The organism is Pseudomonas aylmerensis, from assembly GCF_001702265.1.
GTDB classification, from domain to species: Bacteria; Pseudomonadota; Gammaproteobacteria; order Pseudomonadales; family Pseudomonadaceae; genus Aquipseudomonas; species Aquipseudomonas aylmerensis.
On record NZ_MAUE01000021.1, the window covers coordinates 63,788 to 83,313 of the forward strand.

General features: G+C 62.4%; 18 protein-coding genes and 1 pseudogene. 6 read left to right on the forward strand and 13 right to left on the reverse strand.

All coding sequences use genetic code 11. The features are described from left to right. The first annotated feature begins 3 nt into the window (after positions 1-3). From pqqC to pqqE, 3 genes are read left to right on the forward strand one after another with little or no spacing between them, the layout of a single operon-like run. Complete coding sequence (gene pqqC / locus BBG20_RS14755; protein ID WP_017138042.1) at positions 4-756, forward strand: pyrroloquinoline-quinone synthase PqqC; 753 nt, start codon at positions 4-6, stop codon at positions 754-756. Beyond that, complete coding sequence (gene pqqD, locus BBG20_RS14760; RefSeq protein ID WP_065904669.1) at positions 753-1,028, forward strand: pyrroloquinoline quinone biosynthesis peptide chaperone PqqD; 276 nt, start codon at positions 753-755, stop codon at positions 1,026-1,028. Before pqqC ends, pqqD begins: the two co-directional genes overlap by 4 nt. Then, complete coding sequence (gene pqqE / locus BBG20_RS14765) at positions 1,021-2,151, forward strand: pyrroloquinoline quinone biosynthesis protein PqqE (RefSeq protein ID WP_065904671.1); 1,131 nt, start codon at positions 1,021-1,023, stop codon at positions 2,149-2,151. The genes pqqD and pqqE overlap by 8 nt, the downstream gene beginning before the upstream one ends. A 5-nt stretch (positions 2,152-2,156) precedes the next feature. Here the strand turns inward: pqqE and BBG20_RS14770 are convergent, their stop codons facing one another. The 3 genes and pseudogenes from BBG20_RS14770 to BBG20_RS14780 form a co-directional block, all read right to left on the reverse strand. Beyond that, on the reverse strand, positions 2,157-2,315 hold the full coding sequence (locus tag BBG20_RS14770) for a YqaE/Pmp3 family membrane protein (RefSeq protein WP_007904205.1): 159 nt from the start codon (positions 2,313-2,315) through the stop codon (positions 2,157-2,159). Positions 2,316-2,411: 96 nt separating this feature from the next. After that, positions 2,412-2,582: pseudogene (locus BBG20_RS14775) on the reverse strand (helix-turn-helix domain-containing protein); the annotation flags it as partial. Between the two features lie 169 nt (positions 2,583-2,751). Then, the gene (locus BBG20_RS14780; protein ID WP_065904673.1) at positions 2,752-4,020 is read right to left on the reverse strand and encodes an aspartate aminotransferase family protein; all 1,269 of its coding nucleotides are present in this window, start codon (positions 4,018-4,020) and stop codon (positions 2,752-2,754) included. A gap of 209 nt (positions 4,021-4,229) precedes the next feature. Between BBG20_RS14780 and BBG20_RS14785 the strand changes: the two genes are divergently transcribed. Next, positions 4,230-5,129, forward strand: coding sequence for a LysR family transcriptional regulator (locus BBG20_RS14785; RefSeq protein WP_065904676.1), 900 nt, complete (start codon positions 4,230-4,232; stop codon positions 5,127-5,129). A 241-nt stretch (positions 5,130-5,370) separates the two neighbouring features. Here BBG20_RS14785 and BBG20_RS14790 read toward each other — a convergent pair whose 3' ends face one another. The 10 genes from BBG20_RS14790 to bioB all read right to left on the reverse strand — a co-directional run bounded on the left by BBG20_RS14790 (position 5,371) and on the right by bioB (position 17,859). Then, the gene (locus tag BBG20_RS14790) at positions 5,371-7,149 is read right to left on the reverse strand and encodes an acyl-CoA dehydrogenase C-terminal domain-containing protein (RefSeq protein ID WP_065904677.1); all 1,779 of its coding nucleotides are present in this window, start codon (positions 7,147-7,149) and stop codon (positions 5,371-5,373) included. Between the two features lie 247 nt (positions 7,150-7,396). Beyond that, a complete protein-coding gene (locus BBG20_RS14795; protein ID WP_065904679.1) occupies positions 7,397-9,166 on the reverse strand; it encodes an acyl-CoA dehydrogenase C-terminal domain-containing protein in 1,770 nt (589 codons plus the stop codon). Positions 9,167-9,256: 90 nt separating this feature from the next. Next, complete coding sequence (locus BBG20_RS14800; RefSeq protein WP_065904681.1) at positions 9,257-10,546, reverse strand: GGDEF domain-containing protein; 1,290 nt, start codon at positions 10,544-10,546, stop codon at positions 9,257-9,259. A 208-nt stretch (positions 10,547-10,754) separates the two neighbouring features. Beyond that, complete coding sequence (locus BBG20_RS14805) at positions 10,755-12,560, reverse strand: phenylacyl-CoA dehydrogenase (RefSeq protein ID WP_065904685.1); 1,806 nt, start codon at positions 12,558-12,560, stop codon at positions 10,755-10,757. A 316-nt stretch (positions 12,561-12,876) separates the two neighbouring features. After that, positions 12,877-13,158, reverse strand: coding sequence for a pyrroloquinoline quinone biosynthesis protein PqqE (locus BBG20_RS14810; protein WP_065904687.1), 282 nt, complete (start codon positions 13,156-13,158; stop codon positions 12,877-12,879). Between the two features lie 106 nt (positions 13,159-13,264). Then, on the reverse strand, positions 13,265-13,945 hold the full coding sequence (gene bioD / locus BBG20_RS14815) for a dethiobiotin synthase (protein ID WP_065904689.1): 681 nt from the start codon (positions 13,943-13,945) through the stop codon (positions 13,265-13,267). Then, positions 13,942-14,754, reverse strand: a complete 813-nt coding sequence (bioC, locus tag BBG20_RS14820; protein ID WP_065904691.1) for a malonyl-ACP O-methyltransferase BioC — start codon at positions 14,752-14,754, stop codon at positions 13,942-13,944. Before bioC ends, bioD begins: the two co-directional genes overlap by 4 nt. Next, complete coding sequence (locus tag BBG20_RS14825) at positions 14,747-15,478, reverse strand: alpha/beta fold hydrolase (RefSeq protein ID WP_065904693.1); 732 nt, start codon at positions 15,476-15,478, stop codon at positions 14,747-14,749. Before BBG20_RS14825 ends, bioC begins: the two co-directional genes overlap by 8 nt. After that, positions 15,471-16,640 carry an 8-amino-7-oxononanoate synthase gene (gene bioF / locus BBG20_RS14830; RefSeq protein WP_065904696.1) on the reverse strand — a complete coding sequence of 390 codons (1,170 nt, stop codon included), beginning with the start codon at positions 16,638-16,640 and terminating at the stop codon, positions 15,471-15,473. Before bioF ends, BBG20_RS14825 begins: the two co-directional genes overlap by 8 nt. Before the next feature lie 163 nt (positions 16,641-16,803). After that, on the reverse strand, positions 16,804-17,859 hold the full coding sequence (gene bioB, locus BBG20_RS14835) for a biotin synthase BioB (RefSeq protein ID WP_016977842.1): 1,056 nt from the start codon (positions 17,857-17,859) through the stop codon (positions 16,804-16,806). A gap of 92 nt (positions 17,860-17,951) precedes the next feature. Between bioB and BBG20_RS14840 the strand changes: the two genes are divergently transcribed. Together BBG20_RS14840 and BBG20_RS14845 are read left to right on the forward strand one after the other, a co-directional pair. Next, complete coding sequence (locus BBG20_RS14840) at positions 17,952-18,689, forward strand: ComF family protein (RefSeq protein WP_065904698.1); 738 nt, start codon at positions 17,952-17,954, stop codon at positions 18,687-18,689. 57 nt (positions 18,690-18,746) lie between these two features. Beyond that, on the forward strand, positions 18,747-19,511 hold the full coding sequence (locus tag BBG20_RS14845) for a TOBE domain-containing protein (RefSeq protein ID WP_065904701.1): 765 nt from the start codon (positions 18,747-18,749) through the stop codon (positions 19,509-19,511). Positions 19,512-19,526: the final 15 nt, after the last annotated feature.

Sequence of the window (19,526 nt, forward strand, 5' to 3'; positions counted from 1 at the left end):
GAAATGACTGACACACCGCTGACCACAGCCGAATTCGAAGCCGCGTTGCGCGCCAAAGGCGCCTTCTATCACATCCATCACCCCTACCATGTGGCGATGTACGAAGGCCGCGCCACCCGCGAGCAGATCCAGGGTTGGGTCGCCAACCGCTTCTACTATCAGGTGAACATTCCGTTGAAAGACGCCGCGATCCTGGCCAACTGCCCGGACCGCGAGATCCGCCGCGAGTGGATCCAGCGCTTGCTCGACCACGACGGCGCGCCCGGCGAAGACGGCGGCATCGAAGCCTGGCTGCGCCTGGGCCAAGCCGTCGGCCTTGACCCGGACCAACTGCGCTCCCAAGAGTTGGTGCTGCCCGGCGTACGGTTTGCGGTGGATGCCTACGTCAACTTTGCGCGCCGCGCCAGTTGGCAGGAAGCCGCCAGCAGCTCGCTGACCGAACTGTTCGCGCCGCAGATCCACCAATCGCGCCTCGACAGCTGGCCGCAGCATTACCCATGGATAGACCCCGCCGGCTATGAGTACTTCCGCACCCGCCTCGGGCAGGCTCGGCGTGATGTCGAGCATGGCCTGGCGATCACGCTGCAGCACTACACCACCCGCGAAGGCCAGGAACGCATGCTGGAAATTCTCCAGTTCAAACTCGACATTCTGTGGAGCATGCTGGATGCCATGAGCATGGCCTATGAATTGAAACGCCCGCCGTATCACAGCGTGACCGAGCAGCGGGTCTGGCATAAAGGGATCACCCTATGAGCTTCGATCGCAGCAGAAAACCGACCTGGCGCCAGGGCTATCGCTACCAGTATGAACCGGCGCAGAAAGGCCATGTGTTGCTCTATCCCGAGGGCATGATCAAGCTCAACGACAGCGCCGCGCTGATCGGTGGCCTGATCGACGGCGATCGCGATGTCGCCGCGATCATTACCGAACTTGAGCGGCAATTCCCCGGCGTACCGGAGCTGGGTGAAGACATCGAGCAGTTCATGGAGGTCGCCCGTGTTGAGCACTGGATCACCCTTGCCTGACAAGCCGCCCATTGGCTTGCCATTATGGCTGCTGGCCGAGCTGACTTACCGCTGCCCGTTGCAGTGCCCATATTGCTCCAACCCACTGGATTTCGCCGAGCAGGGCAAGGAGCTGAGTACCGAACAGTGGTTCAAGGTATTTCGCGAGGCGCGTGAGATGGGGGCCGCGCAGCTGGGCTTTTCCGGCGGCGAGCCGTTGGTGCGCCAGGACCTCGCCGAGTTGATTGCGGAAGCACGCAGGCTGGGCTTCTACACCAACCTGATTACCTCCGGCATTGGCCTCACCGAGCAGAAGATCAGCGACTTCAAGAAGGCCGGCCTGGACCATATCCAGATCAGCTTCCAGGCCAGCGACGAACAGGTGAACAACCTGCTGGCCGGTTCGAAAAAAGCCTTCGCGCAAAAACTCGAAATGGCCCGCGCGGTCAAGGCGCACGGCTACCCGATGGTGCTGAACTTCGTCACCCATCGGCACAACATCGACAAGATCGACCGCATCATCGAGCTGTGCATTGCGCTGGAGGCGGACTTCGTCGAGCTCGCCACCTGCCAGTTCTATGGCTGGGCGCAACTCAATCGTGTGGGCTTGTTGCCGACCCGCGAGCAACTGGTGCGCGCCGAACGCATCACCAACGAATACCGCGCCAAACTGGAAGCCGAAGGCCACCCGTGCAAGCTGATATTCGTGACGCCGGATTACTACGAGGAACGCCCGAAAGCCTGCATGAACGGCTGGGGCAGCATCTTCCTGACCGTGACACCGGACGGCACTGCCCTGCCCTGTCACGGTGCCCGACAGATGCCGGTGCAATTTCCGAATGTGCGTGACCACAGCATGCAGCACATCTGGTACGACTCGTTCGGCTTCAACCGCTTTCGCGGCTACGACTGGATGCCCGAGCCGTGCCGCTCATGCGACGAAAAAGAGAAGGACTTCGGTGGCTGCCGCTGCCAGGCCTTCATGCTCACGGGGGATGCGAGCAACGCCGACCCGGTGTGCAGCAAGTCCGAGCAGCACGGCATCATCCTGCAAGCGCGGGAAGAAGCCGAGCATGCCACCCAGACCATCGAGCAACTGGCCTTTCGCAATGAGCGCAACTCAAGGCTCATCGCAAAAGGCTGACGGCCTCAACGCTTGGCGATGATGTACACCGCGTGCACAATGCCGGGAATGTAGCCGCACAGGGTCAGCAGGATGTTCAACCAGAACGCGCCGGCGAAACCTACCTGCAGGAACACACCCAGTGGCGGCAACAGAATGGCGATGATGATACGAATGAAATCCATGGGATCAGCTCCAGAAAATCGGCTCGTGTGAGCCGTCTAGCTAATCGACCTTGGGCGTTCGTGAGGGTTCAGTGGGATCTGGCACTGGGCCATCCTTCAGGTCAGGATCTGCAACCCGTGTTTTCGCACGATGCTCAGCAGCTTGAGCGCCATGCCGCTGGGCTGTTTCTCGCCGGACTCCCATTTTTTCACCGTGGAGGCGCTGGTGTTCAGGTAGCGGGCGAAAACTGGTTGGCTCACATGACTGCTTTCACGAAGCTGCTTGATGAGTGCCCGGTCGGCATTCCTTGCCGACGTCCGCTAAAAAGCCATTGTTTTCACTGACGCTCAATCAACCTTTTCAATCCAAAAATTTCACCGACAAAAAAACGCCCCCAGCCAAAAGAATCAGGCTGGAGGCGCCGCGTATGCCGCGAGACGGTTCGAGAATCAGGATTTAAACGACGATGCCCTTGCGGCATTGCAGTTGGGCTGTGCGCACGCGGGAGAAGGCACGGGCCAGGCGCAGGAGCATTTCGTCGATGTTGCTCTTGCTCACCGTCAGGGCCGGGGTGAAACGCAGGCAGTTGGGTTGTGGCGCGTTTAGGATCAGGCCTTCATGCAGTGCGGCTTTTACCACTGCATCCGCAGAATCATCCGACAAGGTCAGTCCCCAGATCAGGCCGTGGCCACGCAGTTGGCCATGGTCGTAGCGATAAGCCAGGCGGGCAAGGCCTTCGCCCAGGTAGCAACCCGACCCACGCACCTGTTCAAGAAAACCGTGCCCCAGCACCGTATCGAGTACCGCCAGCCCGGCCGAGGCCATCAGCGCATTGCCATGATGGGTGCCTTCCAGCTCGCCCGCCGCAAAGCAACAGGCTTTGCCACGCGCCAATAGTGCCGCCAACGGGACGCCGCCGCCCAGGCCTTTGCCGAGGGTGAGAATGTCGGCGCGCACGCCGTACTGCTGTTCGGCGAGCAAGGCGCCGCAACGGCCGAGGCCGGTCTGGACTTCATCGAGGATCAGCAGGATCCCCAGTTCCCGGCACAGGCGCTCGACGCCTTTGAGGTAGTGCTCGGTCGCAGGGATCACGCCGGCTCCGCTCTGGATCGGTTCCAGCATGATCGCGACGGTTTGCGCATCGACGGCGGCATGCAGCGCCGGCAGATCGTTAAAGGGCACATGGCTGAAGCCCGGCAGTTGCGGTTCAAAGCGGTTTTCACCGGCGTTCGACGAGGCAGCCATCGCGGCAAAACTGCGGCCATGGCAACCGCTGCTGGCGCTGATGATGCGGTAGGCGCCACCCCGGTGCAGTTGGCCCCATTTGCGCGCCAGCTTGATCGCCGCTTCGCAGGCCTCCGCGCCGCTGTTGAGCAGGTACGCCTGGTCGCTGCCGGTGCGGTGGCACAGGCGGTCGACAAGGTTGAGTTGGGCACGGTTATGCAAGCCGATACCGGGATTGATCAGTGCCTGGGTCTGGTCGGCCAAGGCTTTGATCAGCACCTGCGGGCTGTGGCCGAGGCTGTTGGCGGCATTGCCCTGGCTGAAATCCAGGTAGGCCCGGTCGTCGCTGTCCCACAGCCATGAGCCCTGGCCGCGTACGAAGACCTGGGCAGGCCGCGCGACGGTGGGCATCAGGCAGTCACTGGACAGGTCGTGGTGGGAGGCGTCCTCGATCAGGTCGTCGAGACTCGGCACAGGGCGGCGCATATTGAACAGGTTCACACTTCACCCCCGATGGCAAGCACACCATGGTGGGTCACCCCTGCACTCACGACCTTGAGGTTTTTTGCGTTGCCTATGTAAATACCATCAACATAAACACTGTTCATTGCCCGATCCGGCCCTGTAAGCCCTGCGAATAGGCGCTAGACTAGGCGTCTCGGGGGCCAACGGCCATTTCGATTTTCCAGCTTTTTCGATAAGAAAGACTTATGGATTTCAAGCAACTGCGTTATTTCGTCGCGGTGTATGAAGAAGGCCACGTAGGCCGCGCGGCTGAACGCCTGTCGATCTCACAACCGGCGTTGTCGCAACAGATTCGCCAGCTGGAGCAGAACCTCGATGTGAGCCTGTTCGAGCGCAGCAGCAAGCGCCTGCTGCCGACCCTCGCCGCCCACACCCTGTACAACCACGCCCTGCCGCTGATCGATGGCATGCAGCAGGCCGTCGAAGCCTTGCGCAACTTCAAGGGCCAGGCCATGCGCACCTTGGCCATCGGCGTGCTGCAAACCGTGCACACCAGCCTGGTCCCGCAAATGCTTGAGCGCGTGCGCAAGGCCCAGCCGCACCTTGTGGTGCAGATCTACGAATTGACCGGGCTGGAGATCGAGCGCCGCCTGCTCAACGGATCGCTGGACATCGGCATCAGCTACCTGCCGCCGCGCCAGCCAGGCCTGCACGGCGTGCTGCTGTATGAAGATGAGTTGAAGGTCGTCATCCCTGAAGACCACCCCTTGCGGGAGTTCAAGAAAGTCTCGCTGAAACAGGCGGCCGAGTTGCCGATGTTGCTGCTGGGGGAAGAATTCCAGGTGCGGCAGATCTGGCAGGGCCAGTTGTCCAACCTCGGGCGCCGGCCGCAGGTGCAGGCCGAACTGAATACCATGGTGGGAATTCTCGACAGCCTGCCACATACCAAGCTGGCCACCGTGCTACCGGGGCGCTCGCAGGACGAGCACAACAGCAAGGCATTGCTGTGGAAACCCTTGAGTGAACCCAGGGTGCCATTGAAGGTAGGTTTGGTGTGCCGCGATGTGCAGCGCCAGCAGGCGACGGTGGCATTGCTGCGCACGCTGCTGGAAGACGTGATGAACGCCCCGCCGGTACAGCCGTGAAGTGGGCGGTCCGGACTTTTTCGCGGGCAAAAGAAAACCCCGCCGAAGCGGGGCTTTGCAGACTGTTTCCCTGACATCCATTTCACTCCGCCGTCCTGGCAGAATCCTACGTGTCCGTGTTGTTGCTTTGCGCTTCCTGCGCGACGTCCATGTGAAGTAGATTATCCGTGGATCCAATTTGGCGATAGAGGACGAATAGCAGTACGTCATGTAAGAGAATGCTTACACGACCTCCACGCCGTTAGAACAAGGCTTCATCCAGCAGGAACAGCGATTCGCTGCCGGCTTTGACCGACGCACTCAGTGAATGAATACGTGGCAGCAGGCGGGCGAAGTAGAAGCGCGCGGTCCCCAGTTTGCTGGCGTAGAAATCTTCCTCAGCCTCCTTGCCCAACGCCGCCTTGGCCATGCGCGCCCACATATAGGCATACGCCAGGTAGCCAAAGGCGTGCAGGTACTCCACCGATGCCGCGCCGATTTCATTCGGGTTGGCCTTGGCGCGATCCAGCACCCAGGCGGTCAATTCATCCAGGTTATCCAGCGCTGCGCTGAGCGGACGGGTGAACTCACCCAACTCGGCGCCCGCGGTGGTGATGAACTGGCGGATTTCATCAGCGAACAACCGGTAGAACGCGCCGCCGCTGCCGACGATCTTGCGCCCCATCAAGTCCAGCGCCTGGATGCCGTTGGTGCCTTCGTAGATCTGCGTGATGCGCACATCACGCACCAGCTGCTCCTGGCCCCACTCACGGATGTAACCGTGGCCACCGAACACCTGCTGGCCGAGCACGGTGGTTTCCAGGCCGAGGTCGCTGAGGAACGCCTTGGCCACCGGCGTCAGCAACGCCACCAGGTTATCGGCACGCTCGCGCGCCGCCGCGTCTTCGCTGAACTTGGCGATGTCCAGTTGCGTCGCCACGTAGGTGGAAAACGCCCGGCCGCCTTCGTTGGCGGCTTTCATGGTCAGCAGCATGCGACGCACGTCCGGATGGACGATGATCGGGTCGGCCACTTTGTCCTTGGCCTGCGCGCCAGTCGGCGCACGGCTTTGCAAACGGTCGCGCGCGTATTCAATCGCGTTCTGGTAGGAGCGCTCGCCCGACGCCAGGCCCTGGATACCCACACCCAGGCGCTCGTAGTTCATCATCGTGAACATCGCCGCCAGCCCACGGTTAGGCTCGCCCACCAGGTAACCCACGGCTGCGTCGAAGTTCATCACACAGGTGGCGGAGGCCTGAATGCCCATCTTGTGTTCGATGGAGCCACAGCTCACCGGGTTGCGCGCGCCCAGGCTGCCGTCGGCATTGACCATGAATTTCGGCACCAGGAACAGCGAGATGCCCTTGGGACCGGCCGGCGCGTCCGGCAGTTTGGCCAGCACCAGATGGATGATGTTTTCAGTGAGGTCGTGTTCGCCACCGGTGATGAAGATCTTGGTCCCGCTGATCGTGTAGGAACCGTCCGCCTGAGGCTCGGCCTTGGTGCGGATGATGCCCAGGTCGGTCCCGGCGTGCGCTTCGGTCAGGCACATGGAACCGGCCCACTCGCCGGAGTACATCTTCGGCAGGTAGGTTGCCTTGAGTTCTTCGCTGGCATGGGTGTTGATCGACACACAGGCGCCGGACGTCAGCATCGGGTACAGCCCGAATGCCAGGCTCGAGGAGTTGATCATCTCTTCGACCTGCGCCGACACCGCCTTGGGCATGCCCATGCCGCCGAAGATCGGATCACCGCCTACGCCCACCCAACCGCCTTCGGCGTAGGTTTTGTAGGCCTGTGGATAACCATCCGGCGTGGTGACTACGCTGTCCGCCCAACGGCAACCCTGCTCATCGCCACCGCGACTGAGCGGGGCGATGGATTTGGCGGTGACTTTGCCGGCTTCTTCGAGGATTGCCTCTACGGTTTCGGCGTCAACGGTGTCTGCCAATGCCGGCAATTGGGCCCAAGTCTTGGCGACCTCAAAAACTTCGTTGAGGACGAAGCGCATATCACGCAGCGGCGCTTTGTAATCAGCCATGGCAAACCTCGTGAGAACGTTAAAAGTAATTCGGTAGGATCGGTTTTACAGGCTCCGAGTGTAACTGAACAACTTTTGAGACACATAGGGTCCATTCGTGACCATTCAGTATTTATAAGTCACACGCGAGTCTAATATGGCAGCGGGCTTGCTCGCGAAGGCGCTGTGTCAGTCACCTGGGGTGCTTCTGACACATGACCTTCGCGAAGCAAGCCCGCTGCGCAGTTAGCGCTTGGAGAATCCGTGCCTACAGTGCAAACAACTGCGCCGGCAAGCTCATCAGGCACTCGCTGCCCGCCTCCACAGCGGCGCGGTGAGTCGCTGTACGCGGCAGCAAACGCTTGAAGTAGAAGTCGCAGGTAGCCAGTTTGGCTTGGGCAAACTCGGCATCGTCGTGTGCCTGAGCCGCTATTGCCATACGCAACCACAAGTAGGCCAAGATGATGTAGCCGCTGTACATCAGGTAATCCACGGCCGCTGCACCGACTTCATCGGGGTTTTTCATCGCAGCGGTGCCGACCTTTACCGTCAACTCGCCCCACTCCTGGTTCAGCTGATTGAGTTGTGCCACATAGGCCTTGAGCTGCGGATGCTCGGCATTCGCCGCGCAGAACTTATGCACAATTTTGGTAAAGCCGCGCAACAACTTGCCCTGGCTGCCGAGCACTTTGCGCCCCAGCAGGTCGAGGGCCTGGATGCCGTTGGTGCCTTCATAGATCGGTGCAATCCGCGCATCGCGGGCCAGTTGCTCCATGCCCCATTCGCGGATGTAGCCGTGGCCGCCGAAAATCTGCATGCCATGGTTGGTCACCTCCAGCCCAGTGTCGGTCATGAAGGCCTTGCAGATGGGGGTGAGGAACGCCAGCAGGTCTTCGGCCTCCTGGCGTTGGCCGGCGTCGCTGCCCAAGTGCGCGGTGTCGAGCAATTGCGCGGTGAAATAGGTCAGCGCGCGGTTGCCTTCGTTGAAGGCTTTCATGGTCAGCAACATGCGGCGTACATCGGCATGCACGATGATCGGGTCGGCGGGTTTCTCCGGGGCCTTGGCGCCGGTCAGCGAGCGCATTTGCAGACGGTCGTTGGCGTACTTGACCGCGCCCTGGAAGCTCGCCTCGCCATTGCACAAGCCCTGCATGCCGGTGCCCAGGCGCGCATGGTTCATCATGGTGAACATGCAGTTGAGGCCTTTGTTCGCCTCACCAATCAAGAAGCCCTTGGCACCGTCGAAGTTGAGCACGCAGGTGGCCGAACCCTTGATGCCCATCTTGTGCTCGATGGAGCCGCAGTGCACCGCGTTGCGTTCGCCCGAATCGGCATGGAACTTGGGCACGATGAACAACGAGATGCCCTTGGTACCCGCCGGCGCATCCGGCAGCTTGGCCAGCACCAGGTGGATGATATTGGCGCTCATGTCGTGCTCGCCGGCCGAGATGAAGATCTTGCTCCCGGTGAGCGCATAACTGCCATCCGCCTGGGGCACGGCGCGGGTCTTGATCAGGCCCAGGTCGGTGCCGCAATGGGCTTCGGTCAGGCACATGGTGCCGGTCCATTCACCGGCGGTGAGTTTGCCCAGGAAGGTGGCCTTCTGTTCGTCGGTGCCGTGGGCATGGATCGCCGACATCGCGCCGTGGGTCAGGCCCGGGTACATCCCCCAGGAGGTGTTGCTGGAGCCGATCATCTCGCTGAGCACCAGGCCGAGCGATTGCGGCAGGCCCTGGCCACCGTAGGCCGGATCCGCCGCCACGCCGTGCCAGCCGCCCTCCACATACTGGGCGAAGGCCTGCTTGAAGCCCTTGGGCGTGGTGACCACGCCATTATCGAAATGGCAGCCTTCTTCATCACCGCTGCGGTTGAGCGGTGCGAGCACGTTCTCGCAGAATCTGGCGCCTTCTTCGAGGATGGCACTGACCATGTCCGGGCTGGCATCCGTCGCGCCCAAGGCCGCGTAGTGGCCGTGGAAATCAAACACGTTGTCGATCAGAAAGCGCATGTCGCGCAGAGGAGCTTTGTACTCAGGCATGGCAATGTCTCCGGCAGCAGATGGTTTTAACCTACTGCCGGCCGGCGCCCCGGACAATCACTGTAGAACCGCTGAATACAGCGCCATCACTCAACCGGCAGCACTCTCCGTGCGCACGGCGCCACGTCGGGTTTGCCCGGCCGCCACCACACAGTTACGCCCCGCGCCCTTGGCGGCGTAAAGCGCCTGGTCGGCGGTCTTGAGCACCTCTTCGGGGGTGCGCTGCTCGACCTGGCGCTCGGCCACGCCGATGCTGATAGTCACCGACACACTCGATGCGCCGCTGCCGGCACGGCGCTGACGGCCCTGATGATCGTCCTGGGGACGGTCCGAGTTGCGCAGCTTGATGTCGTAGTCGGCGATGATCTCGCGAATCTCTTCCAGGTGCGGCATGCACTCATCCAGGGTCTTGCCGGCGAACACCACGGCGAATTCCTCACCGCCATAGCGATAGGCACGCCCACCGCCGTTGACCTTGGACAGTTTGCTCGCCACCAGGCGCAGCACCTGGTCGCCTACGTCATGGCCGTGGGTGTCGTTGAAGCGCTTGAAGTGGTCGACATCACTCATCGCCAGCACGTAGTTGCGCCCCAAGCGCTGCATGCGCTCATTCAGCGCTCGGCGCCCCGGCAAGCCGGTCAGCTCGTCGCGGAAGGCCATTTGATACGCCTCGTGGGCCACGCCGGCGGCGATCATCAGCATCACCTGGCTGCACATGATGTTCAGGGTAAACGGCAGGATGAAAGTTTGCGGCAGCATCCAGAACAACCCCAGCAACCCCACCAGTTGCGCCGCGTGCAGTGGGCGCGGCTGGTACCAGTACTGGGCGGCGAGGGTCAGGAAGCCGATCAGGAACATCGGGTACGACAGCTGGATCAGGCTCATCCAGGTGCCATGCAGCGCCGGCCAGCGAATCTCTGCCAGCCAGTTCAGCACGGCCTGGGGATAACTTTGCTCCAGCGCCAATGCCACGCTGCCGACCGCCAGCAGCACCGCGCCACGGGCGACGAAGTCACGGAACAGGTGGGTCTTCTCCTGCCAGAGCGCGTAGATGCTGAAAAGCAGTGGCAACAACAGGCAACACAAGTGAAAGACCACGGCGGCGTCTTCGCGCACGCGCCCATTGTCACGGTAGAAGTCGGTCTGGGTGTCGAGCAGGAAATAGGCGATGTACACCGTGATCATCAAGAACAGTTCACGTTGGCGGCGATACACCGCGCAGTACGAACCGCCGAGCAACAGCACCAGGGTCGGCAGCACGTTGAACAGCGAGGTGAAGAAGACGTTGAGATCCTTGACGTACGCAGCCGAGAGCCCGGCCAGCAAGAGCAGCAACGAAGGGAGAAAATGACTGAAACGTACAGCGGACACGCGTGACAAGGGTAAAGCTCCGACCCGCAAAGAAGTAATGGCACTGTGCCTTCACGCAGACAGTTAAGCACAACCTGTGTGACATGTATCACATTGCCATCACTTTAACGGCAGCCTGCGGCAATCCCTGAGCGCATTACTGCGGTTTTTTCTCACGCATAAAAAAACCGCCGCGCCTCAAAAGGCGCGGCGGTTTGTTCAGACAACCCGGTAAGGCTTAGTAAGCCAGGCCGAAGTCCTCTTCTTTCATGTCCATCAGGTTGTTGGCGCCCGACAGCATGGTGGCCACGTGGGTACGAGTCCGTGGCAGGATGCGCTGGAAGTAGAAGCGCGCAGTTTGCAGCTTGGCGGTGTAGAACGCCTCTTCGGTGGTGCCGGCAGCCAGTTTCTCGGCGGCCAGGCGGGCCATGTCGGCCCAGAAGTAGGCCAGGCAGGCGTAACCCGAGTACATCAGGTAATCCACCGACGCCGCACCGACTTCTTCACGGTCTTTCATCGCGGCCATGCCGACCTTCATGGTCAACTCGCCCCACTCTTTGTTCAGCGCGGCCAGCGGCGCAACGAATTCCTTGACGGCCTCGTTGCCTTCGTTGGCCTGGCAGAACTTGTGCACGATCTTGGTGAAGCCCTTGAGCGCTTCGCCCTGGGTCATCAGCACTTTACGGCCGAGCAGGTCCAGCGCCTGGATGCCGGTGGTGCCTTCGTACAACATCGAGATGCGGCTGTCGCGAACGTTCTGCTCCATGCCCCACTCGGCGATGAAGCCGTGGCCGCCGTAGATCTGCACGCCGTGGTTGGCCGATTCAAAACCGACTTCGGTCATGAACGCCTTGGCGATCGGAGTCATGAAGGCCAACAAGCCATCAGCCTGTTTCTTGGCGTCTTCGTCGGTGCCGTACTTGACGATGTCCACTTGCTTGGCGGTGAAGTACACCATCGCACGGTTACCTTCGGCGAAGGCTTTCATGGTCAGCAGCATGCGGCGCACGTCAGGGTGCACGATGATCGGGTCAGCGGCTTTGTCCGGGGCTTTCGGGCCGGTCAGCGAACGCATTTGCAGGCGGTCGCGAGCGTACTTCAGGCCGCCCTGGAAGCCGATCTCGGCGTGGGACAGGCCTTGCAGCGCGGTACCCAGGCGAGCGGTGTTCATAAAGGTGAACATGCAGTTCAGGCCTTTGTTCGCCGGGCCGATCAGGAAACCGGTGGCCGCGTCGAAGTTCATCACGCAGGTGGCGTTGCCGTGGATGCCCATCTTGTGTTCCAGGGAGCCACAGGTCACTGCGTTGCGCGCACCGATCGAGCCGTCTGCGTTAGGCAGGAACTTGGGCACGATGAACAGCGAGATACCTTTGGTACCCGCCGGTGCATCCGGCAGGCGGGCCAGCACGATGTGGACGATGTTGTCGGCCATGTCGTGTTCACCGGCCGAGATGAAGATCTTGGTGCCGGACACTTTGTAGGAACCGTCGGCCTGAGGCTCAGCCTTGGTGCGCAGCATGCCCAGGTCGGTGCCGCAGTGTGGCTCGGTCAGGCACATGGTGCCGGTCCATTCGCCCGACACCAGCTTGGTCAGGTAAGCGGTTTGCTGCTCGGGGGTGCCGTGCTCGGAAATAGTGTTCATCGCACCGTGGGACAGGCCCGGGTACATGCCCCACGACCAGTTGGCCGCGCCAACCATTTCGCTGACCGCCAGGCCCAGGGATTCCGGCAGGCCTTGGCCGCCGTGCTCGACGTCGTGGGCCAGGCTTGGCCAGCCGCCTTCGACGAACTGCTTGTAGGCTTCTTTGAAACCGGTAGGGGTCTTAACGCCTGACTCGCTCCAGGTACACCCTTCGATGTCGCCCACGCGGTTCAACGGTGCCAGCACTTGCTCACAGAACTTGGCGCCTTCTTCGAGGATGGCGTCAACCATGTCCGGGGTAGCGTCCTGGCAAGCCGGCAGGCTCTGATAGTGCGCTTCATAACCGAGCAGTTCGTCACGAACGAAGCGAATATCACGCAAGGGGGCCTTGTAGTCAGGCATAGCGATAAACCTCTGCTGATGAATCTGGAATGAACAACCGCATGGATTTGTTGTGGCGGTCAAACAGGTGTTTGAAACATACGTTTACGACCTGGGGTTGTCAAGCATCGTCCCGACGCCGTTTGTCATGACGCGCATCAATGCCATGCACGGCAAGGCCTGCGGCGGGATGCCACAAGGCGCTCAGGAGAGAAATAGAACCGCAGGAGCTGGCTTGCCTGCTTTACAGGCGCCGCGGGGTATCAAGGGGACCAGTAGAGGCTATCGCAGGCACGCCAGCTCCCACAGAAGAACCGGCCTACCTGGAAAGAGGGGATCAGGCGTAGGTGTCGATCAGCGTGCCGAGCATTTCATCCGAAGCCTTGGCGACTTTGGCGCCCAGCTCCACTTGAAACTTGCCTTCGGCCATTTCGACCATATTGCTGGCCGAGTTGGAAGGCTGGGCCCGGTCGTTGGCGCGAAGACGATCGATCTGCGCATCCGACGGTTGGGTAGTCGCGGCGCTGGCAATTTTGCCGGCGGCCTGGTCGACACGGTTCTGCCCGGTCTGAATGCTGCTCAGGCCCGAGTAAAACGCGCTGCTTCCAGAGATTTCCATGGCGTAAGCCTGCCTTTAGAGAATCGTGAACGCTGATTGAAGCAGAGAACCGGGCAAAACGCCCGTCAAAAACACTAATGGCATAATGCCTTGTCGATAGCCAAAATCAGTCAAGCAGGTCCAACTGCAGGTGCTGCGCCACGGCTTCGGCGCTGGCGTGCTTGAGTTTCGGCACGCGGCCCAGGCACGGTGCGGGCAAGCGTTCGGCCAGGGTGGCGAGGTTTTCTTCCAGACGAGAGGTCTTGGGATCGATGATGTTCGCCACCCAACCCGCCAGCGGCAAACCGTCCCGCGCGATGGCTTCGGCGGTGAGCAAGGCATGGCTGATACAGCCCAGGCGCACCCCGACGACCAGAATCACCGGCAGCTTGAGCGCCATGGCCAGGTCCGACAGGTTGTCCTGGTCGGCCAACGGTACACGCCAGCCGCCTGCGCCTTCGATCAAGGTGAAATCTGCTTGCCGCGCCAGGATCTGCTGCATGGGCTTCAACAGCGATTGCACGGTCAACGCCACCCCCGCCTCGCGCGCGGCCAGGTGTGGGGCGATGGCAGGCTCGAACGCCACCGGATTGACCTCGGCATAACTCAGCGGCAATGAACATTCGGCCAGCAGCGCCAGCGCGTCCGCGTTACGCAAGCCTTTGGGCGTGACCTGGCAACCGGAGGCCACCGGCTTTCCGGCGGCGGTGCTTTTGCCGAGCTGGCGTGCGGCGTGCAACAGGCCGGCGGCGACGGTGGTCTTGCCGACATCGGTGTCGGTGCCAGTGATGAAGTAGGCGGCGCTCATAGAGGTTTCTCCAGTACGGCATACACCACTTGGTAAGTCGCCGGCAGGCCCTGGGCCTGGCGGAACTGCTCGTAAGCGTTCACCAGTGCAACAATCCGCGCGCGGCCCGTCAACCCTCCCGGGCGACCCGGGTTGAGGTTATGCGCGCCCAATGCCTTCAATTCGTGGGTGAGGCTGCGCACATCCGGATAATGCAGCACATGCGGGCGACGCTCCAGGCTCACCACGCGCAAGCCGCTGGCGGCGCACAACTGCTGATACGCCTCGAACGTGCGGAAGCGATTGACGTGAACCAGCCCGTCGACGGCGCGCCAGCTGTCGCGCAGCTCACCCAGGGTGCCCACGCACAAGCTCGCAAACGCCAACACACCGCCGGGCTGCAGCACGCGCCAGGCTTCGCTGAGTACGGCGTCGAAATTCGCGCACCATTGCACCGCCAGGCTGGAGAAGATCAGCCCACAACTCTCGTCTTTCAACGGCAGGCGCTCGGCATCACCGGCGATGAAATGCTCGGCCCCGCCCAGTGGACGCGCGTGGTTGAGCATGCCTTCGGCGATATCCAGGGCCACGCCCTGGCTGGCTGGCAATAACCCCGCCAGCGCGCGGCTGAAATAGCCGGTGCCACAGCCCATGTCCAGCCAACGATCTGGCGCGATAGCCGTCGGCAGGCGTGCCAGCAGCGCATGCCCTACCGCGCGCTGCAACTCGGCGACGCTGTCATAACTGGCCGCCGCACGGGAAAAGGAGGCCGCCACCTGGCGCTTGTCCGGCAACGCGCCGGGCAAGGAAGGCTGGGATAGATCAGTCATCGACGCACTCATGCAAAAAAGCCTGGATGGCCCCCGCCACACCGTGGGGGTCTTCCAGAAGAAAAGCGTGACCGGCCTGTTCAATCAGGCCGATTTCAACATCGGGCAGCAGGGCCAGCAAGTGGCTGGCGGCCTCGGCGGGGACCAGTTCGTCCAACCCGGCAAACAGGTGCATCTGCGGGCCGCGATAGGCCAGCAAGGCTTCGCGGGTGTCCAGTTGGGCGAGCAGCTCCAGGCCGCTCATCAATGCGCTGGACGGCGTAGTCGGTGCCCCGCTGACCAACAGGCGCGCCAGCCCGCGCGGGTCTTCGGCCCCCTTGGCGCACAGCAGGCCGAAGCGTTTGAGGGTCACCTGTGAGTCGGCATGGCAACCGGCGAGAAACGCATCGAAGGTCTCGGCGGGCATCGCACTGGGCCAGCCGTCATGGGCGACAAAACACGGATTGCTAGCCAACGTCAGCAGGCCGCAGCAGCGCTCGCCGCGACGCGCCGCCAGCTCAGAGGCGAGCATGCCGCCCAGGGACCAGCCGCCCAGCCAGGCGTTGTCCGGCAGCGTGGCGTCGAGTTCGTCGAGCCACTCATCCACGTCGCTGGAAGCCAGCAGCGGCAAGGGCTCGATCTGCACCCGCAGGTGCGCATCAATCCCGTGCAAGGCGGCGGCCAGGGGTTCCAGCGGTGATACGCCAAGGCCCCAGCCGGGCAGCAATATCAGTCGATCACGCATGGTCGGACTCCAAGCGAAAACACGCTTCCAACGCGTTTAACAATAGCTGCACCTGCGCTGCGCTGTGGGCCGCCGTCAAGGTCACGCGTAAACGTGCACTGCCGGCCGGCACGGTGGGCGGACGGATCGCGGTAACCATCAGCCCGCGCTCGCGCAGCCGCTGGGACAGGCGCACAGCCTTGGCGCTGTCGCCAATCAGGATGGGCTGGATCGGCGTAAAGCTGTCCATCAAGTCCAGGCCAAGCTGCTCGGCGCCCTGGCGGAACTGGCGAATCAGGCCATTGAGGTGCTCGCGGCGCCAATGCTCGGTGCGCAGCAACTCCAGGCTTTTCAGCGTGGCGCAGGCAAGCGCCGGCGGCTGGCTGGTGGTGTAGATGTAGGGCCGGGCGAATTGGATCAGGCTTTCGATCAGCTCTTCACTGCCGGCGACAAACGCGCCCGCGGTGCCGAACGCTTTGCCGAGGGTGCCGACCAACACCGGCACGTCCTCCTGGCTCAAGCCGAAATGCTCGACAATCCCACCCCCATTGGCGCCCAGCGGGCCGAAGCCGTGCGCGTCATCCACCATCAGCCAGGCACCCTTGGCCCGGGCTTCACGGGCCAGTGCCGGCAAGTCGGCCAGGTCGCCGTCCATGCTGAACACGCCATCGGTGACCACCAGGGTATTGCCGGTGGCTTTCTCCAGGCGCTTGGCCAGGCTGGCGGGGTCGTTGTGGAGGTAGCGATTGAAACGCGCCCCGGACAGTAGCCCGGCATCCAGCAAGGAGGCGTGGTTGAGGCGATCTTCCAACACCGTATCGCCCTGCCCGACCAGCGCCGTGACGGCGCCAAGGTTGGCCATGTAGCCGGTGGTGAAGAGCAAGGCGCATGGACGCCCGGTGAGGTCGGCCAACGCTTCTTCCAGTTCATGGTGCGGCGTGGCGTGCCCGACCACCAGGTGCGAAGCGCCGCCGCCCACGCCCCAGCGGGACGCACCGGCGCGCCAGGCTTCGATCACTTGCGGGTGATTGGCCAGGCCGAGGTAATCGTTGTTACAGAAGGCCAGCAACGGCTGGCCATCCACCACCACTTCCGGGCCTTGGGGGCTGCCGAGCAAGGGGCGTTGGCGATAAAGGTGTTCGGCACGGCGGGCAGCGAGGCGCGCGGCGAGATCGAAAGACATGCAGGCCTCGGCAGATCAAGGAACTTGAGACTGAATGCGATCAACTGTGGGCGCGGGCTTGCTCGCGAAGGCGGTGGGTCAGTCAGCACATCTGACACTGATACACCGCCTTCGCGAGCAAGCCCGCTCCCACCTTTGGAATGCATTCCAATAGAGGGCGGCGTCAAACCACGGCGTTATAGAACTGCTCGCTGCTCTTCTGCTCCACCAACGCCTGCTCGATCGCCGCCTGGTGCACTTCATCGGCGTGCTCTTCGCGCGCTTCCGGCAGGATGCCCAGGCGTGAGAACAGCTGCATGTCCTTGTCGGCCTGTGGGTTGGCGGTGGTCAGCAGTTTGTCGCCGTAGAAAATCGAGTTGGCGCCGGCAAAGAATGCCAGTGCCTGCATCTGCTCGTTCATCGCCTCGCGGCCGGCCGACAGCCGCACATGGGATTGCGGCATCAGGATGCGCGCCACGGCGAGCATGCGAATGAAGTCGAACGGGTCGATATCTTCGGCGTTTTCCAGCGGCGTGCCGGCGACTTTCACCAGCATGTTGATCGGCACCGATTCCGGATGCTCCGGCAGGTTGGCCAGCTGGATCAGCAGGTTGGCGCGGTCGTCCAGCGACTCACCCATGCCGAGGATGCCGCCGGAGCAGATCTTCATCCCCGAGTCACGTACGTAGGCCAGGGTTTGCAGGCGCTCGCTGTAGGTGCGGGTGGTGATGATCGAGCCGTAGAACTCCGGCGAGGTGTCGAGGTTGTGGTTGTAGTAGTCGAGGCCGGCCTGAGCCAGGGCTTCGGTCTGGTCCTGGTCGAGACGGCCAAGGGTCATGCAGGTTTCCAGGCCCATGGCCTTCACCCCTTTGACCATCTGCAGCACGTAGGGCATGTCTTTGGCCGACGGGTGCTTCCACGCCGCGCCCATGCAGAAACGCGTTGAGCCGATGGCTTTGGCGCGCGCGGCCTCTTCGAGGACCTTCTGTACCTCCATCAGCTTTTCTTTTTCCAGGCCGGTGTTGTAGTGGCCCGACTGCGGACAATATTTGCAATCTTCCGGGCAGGCGCCGGTCTTGATCGACAGCAAGGTCGACACTTGCACGCGGTTGGCGTCGAAATGCGCGCGGTGCACGGTCTGCGCCTGGAACAACAGGTCATTGAACGGCTGCACGAACAACGCTTTGACTTCGGCTAAGGACCAATCGTGACGCAACGTGGCGGTGGTGCTGGCGCTCATGGGCGATTCCTTGATTATGCTTGGGCAAGCGCTGCGGGAAGGGCAATACCCACAAGCGCGACACGGATGCTCGGCATATTTAAGGAAGATTCATGCACTGTCAACCCGACTACAAACACAAGGTTTACATCTGGTTAAAAAACACACAGACATGTTTACTCTGTGATGAAAGCACCCAAACAGCCGAGTGCGTGTGCACTGCCTGCGAATCGCAATTGCCCTGGCTGACGGAACACTGCGAGGTGTGCGCCCTGCCGTTGCCCATGGACGGGTTGATCTGCGGCCAATGCCAGCGCCAGCCGCCGGCCTTTAAACAAGTGGTCGCGCCCTTCACCTTCAGCTTTCCCGTCGACACCATGATCACCCGTTTTAAGCATCAGGCCCGCTGGCCACTCGGGCACCTGCTGGGCCGCCTGCTGGGTCAGCACCTGCGCCATCGCCTGGACAACGCCGAACTCAGCCGCCCCGATTGCCTGCTGCCGGTGCCCATGGCGCGCAAACGCCTGCGCGAACGCGGTTACAACCAGGCGCTGATGCTGGCGCGCTGGCTCAGCGAGGAGCTGGACATCGGCGTTGATGAACACCTGCTGCTGCGCCCCCAGGAAACCGTCGCGCAACAGGCGCTGGACGCCAAGACCCGCCGACGCAACCTGCTCGGCGCTTTCGCCCTGGCGCCCGGCGCGCTGGTGCAGGGCCGGCACTTTGCGCTGGTGGACGATGTACTCACCACCGGCGCCACCGCCCACAGCCTGGCGCGCCTGCTGCTGAGCGCCGGGGCGCGGCAGGTCGATGTGTATTGCCTGGCACGCACGCCCAAACCGGGCGGCTGACTTGACTCCCGCGCGCCAGCGCTGCAACGTCCGCTCATCTCAACGAAGCGTGTGCCCATGTCCCTGCCGACTTCCCTCAGCCAACACATTATCCGTCGCCCCCAGCGCATCGCCTTGCTGGGGCATATCGCCGAGCAGGGCTCTATCACCCGTGCCGCCAAGAGTGCCGGCCTGAGTTACAAGGCGGCCTGGGACGCCATCGACGAGCTCAACAACCTGGCGCAAAAACCGCTGGTGGAGCGCAGCGTCGGTGGCAAGGGCGGGGGCGGCGCCAAGCTGACGGCCGAAGGCGAGCGCGTGTTGCGCCTTTACCAGCGCCTGCAAATGTTGCAGGCCGAGGTGCTGGGTTCGGATGAGGCCGCCAGCGACTTCAGCCTGCTCGGCCGCTTGATGCTGCGCACCAGCGCGCGTAACCAGTTGCACGGGCAAGTGATCGCCATCGAGCAGCATGGCCGCAACGACCTGATCTGCCTGCAACTGGCCGGCGGACTGACCCTGCAAGCACAAATCACCCACGACAGCACGCAACGGCTGGAGCTGGAAATGGGCGTCGAAGTGGTCGCGCTGATCAAGGCGGGCTGGCTGGAACTGCTCGCTCCGGAACAAGCTGCAACACCTGGACACAATTGCATGGGCGGCAGCGTCGAGGCCATTCTCGCGGCCGAGGACGGCCCCAGCGAAGTGCGCATCGCCTTGCCCACTGGCCAGGTTTTATGCGCCCTGGCCCAGCCCGACGCACTCAAGGCCCTGGGTGCCGTGGAAGGAAAGACGCTCCAGGTGCAATTTGCGCCGAGCAATGTGCTGCTCGGCACACCGGTGTAGCAACGCCCCGCCTTC

Coding starts and splice junctions, on each gene's coding strand:
- BBG20_RS14845 (WP_065904701.1), top strand. CDS start 18,747: ATGTCCCTGCCGACTTCCCTCAGCCAACACATTATCCGTCGCCCCCAG.
- bioC (WP_065904691.1), bottom strand. CDS start 14,754: ATGACTGATCTATCCCAGCCTTCCTTGCCCGGCGCGTTGCCGGACAAG.
- pqqC (WP_017138042.1), top strand. CDS start 4: ATGACTGACACACCGCTGACCACAGCCGAATTCGAAGCCGCGTTGCGC.
- BBG20_RS14770 (WP_007904205.1), bottom strand. CDS start 2,315: ATGGATTTCATTCGTATCATCATCGCCATTCTGTTGCCGCCACTGGGT.
- BBG20_RS14795 (WP_065904679.1), bottom strand. CDS start 9,166: ATGCCTGAGTACAAAGCTCCTCTGCGCGACATGCGCTTTCTGATCGAC.
- BBG20_RS14825 (WP_065904693.1), bottom strand. CDS start 15,478: ATGCGTGATCGACTGATATTGCTGCCCGGCTGGGGCCTTGGCGTATCA.
- BBG20_RS14785 (WP_065904676.1), top strand. CDS start 4,230: ATGGATTTCAAGCAACTGCGTTATTTCGTCGCGGTGTATGAAGAAGGC.
- bioF (WP_065904696.1), bottom strand. CDS start 16,640: ATGTCTTTCGATCTCGCCGCGCGCCTCGCTGCCCGCCGTGCCGAACAC.
- BBG20_RS14810 (WP_065904687.1), bottom strand. CDS start 13,158: ATGGAAATCTCTGGAAGCAGCGCGTTTTACTCGGGCCTGAGCAGCATT.
- BBG20_RS14840 (WP_065904698.1), top strand. CDS start 17,952: ATGCACTGTCAACCCGACTACAAACACAAGGTTTACATCTGGTTAAAA.
- bioD (WP_065904689.1), bottom strand. CDS start 13,945: ATGAGCGCCGCCTACTTCATCACTGGCACCGACACCGATGTCGGCAAG.
- BBG20_RS14805 (WP_065904685.1), bottom strand. CDS start 12,560: ATGCCTGACTACAAGGCCCCCTTGCGTGATATTCGCTTCGTTCGTGAC.
- bioB (WP_016977842.1), bottom strand. CDS start 17,859: ATGAGCGCCAGCACCACCGCCACGTTGCGTCACGATTGGTCCTTAGCC.
- pqqD (WP_065904669.1), top strand. CDS start 753: ATGAGCTTCGATCGCAGCAGAAAACCGACCTGGCGCCAGGGCTATCGC.
- BBG20_RS14790 (WP_065904677.1), bottom strand. CDS start 7,149: ATGGCTGATTACAAAGCGCCGCTGCGTGATATGCGCTTCGTCCTCAAC.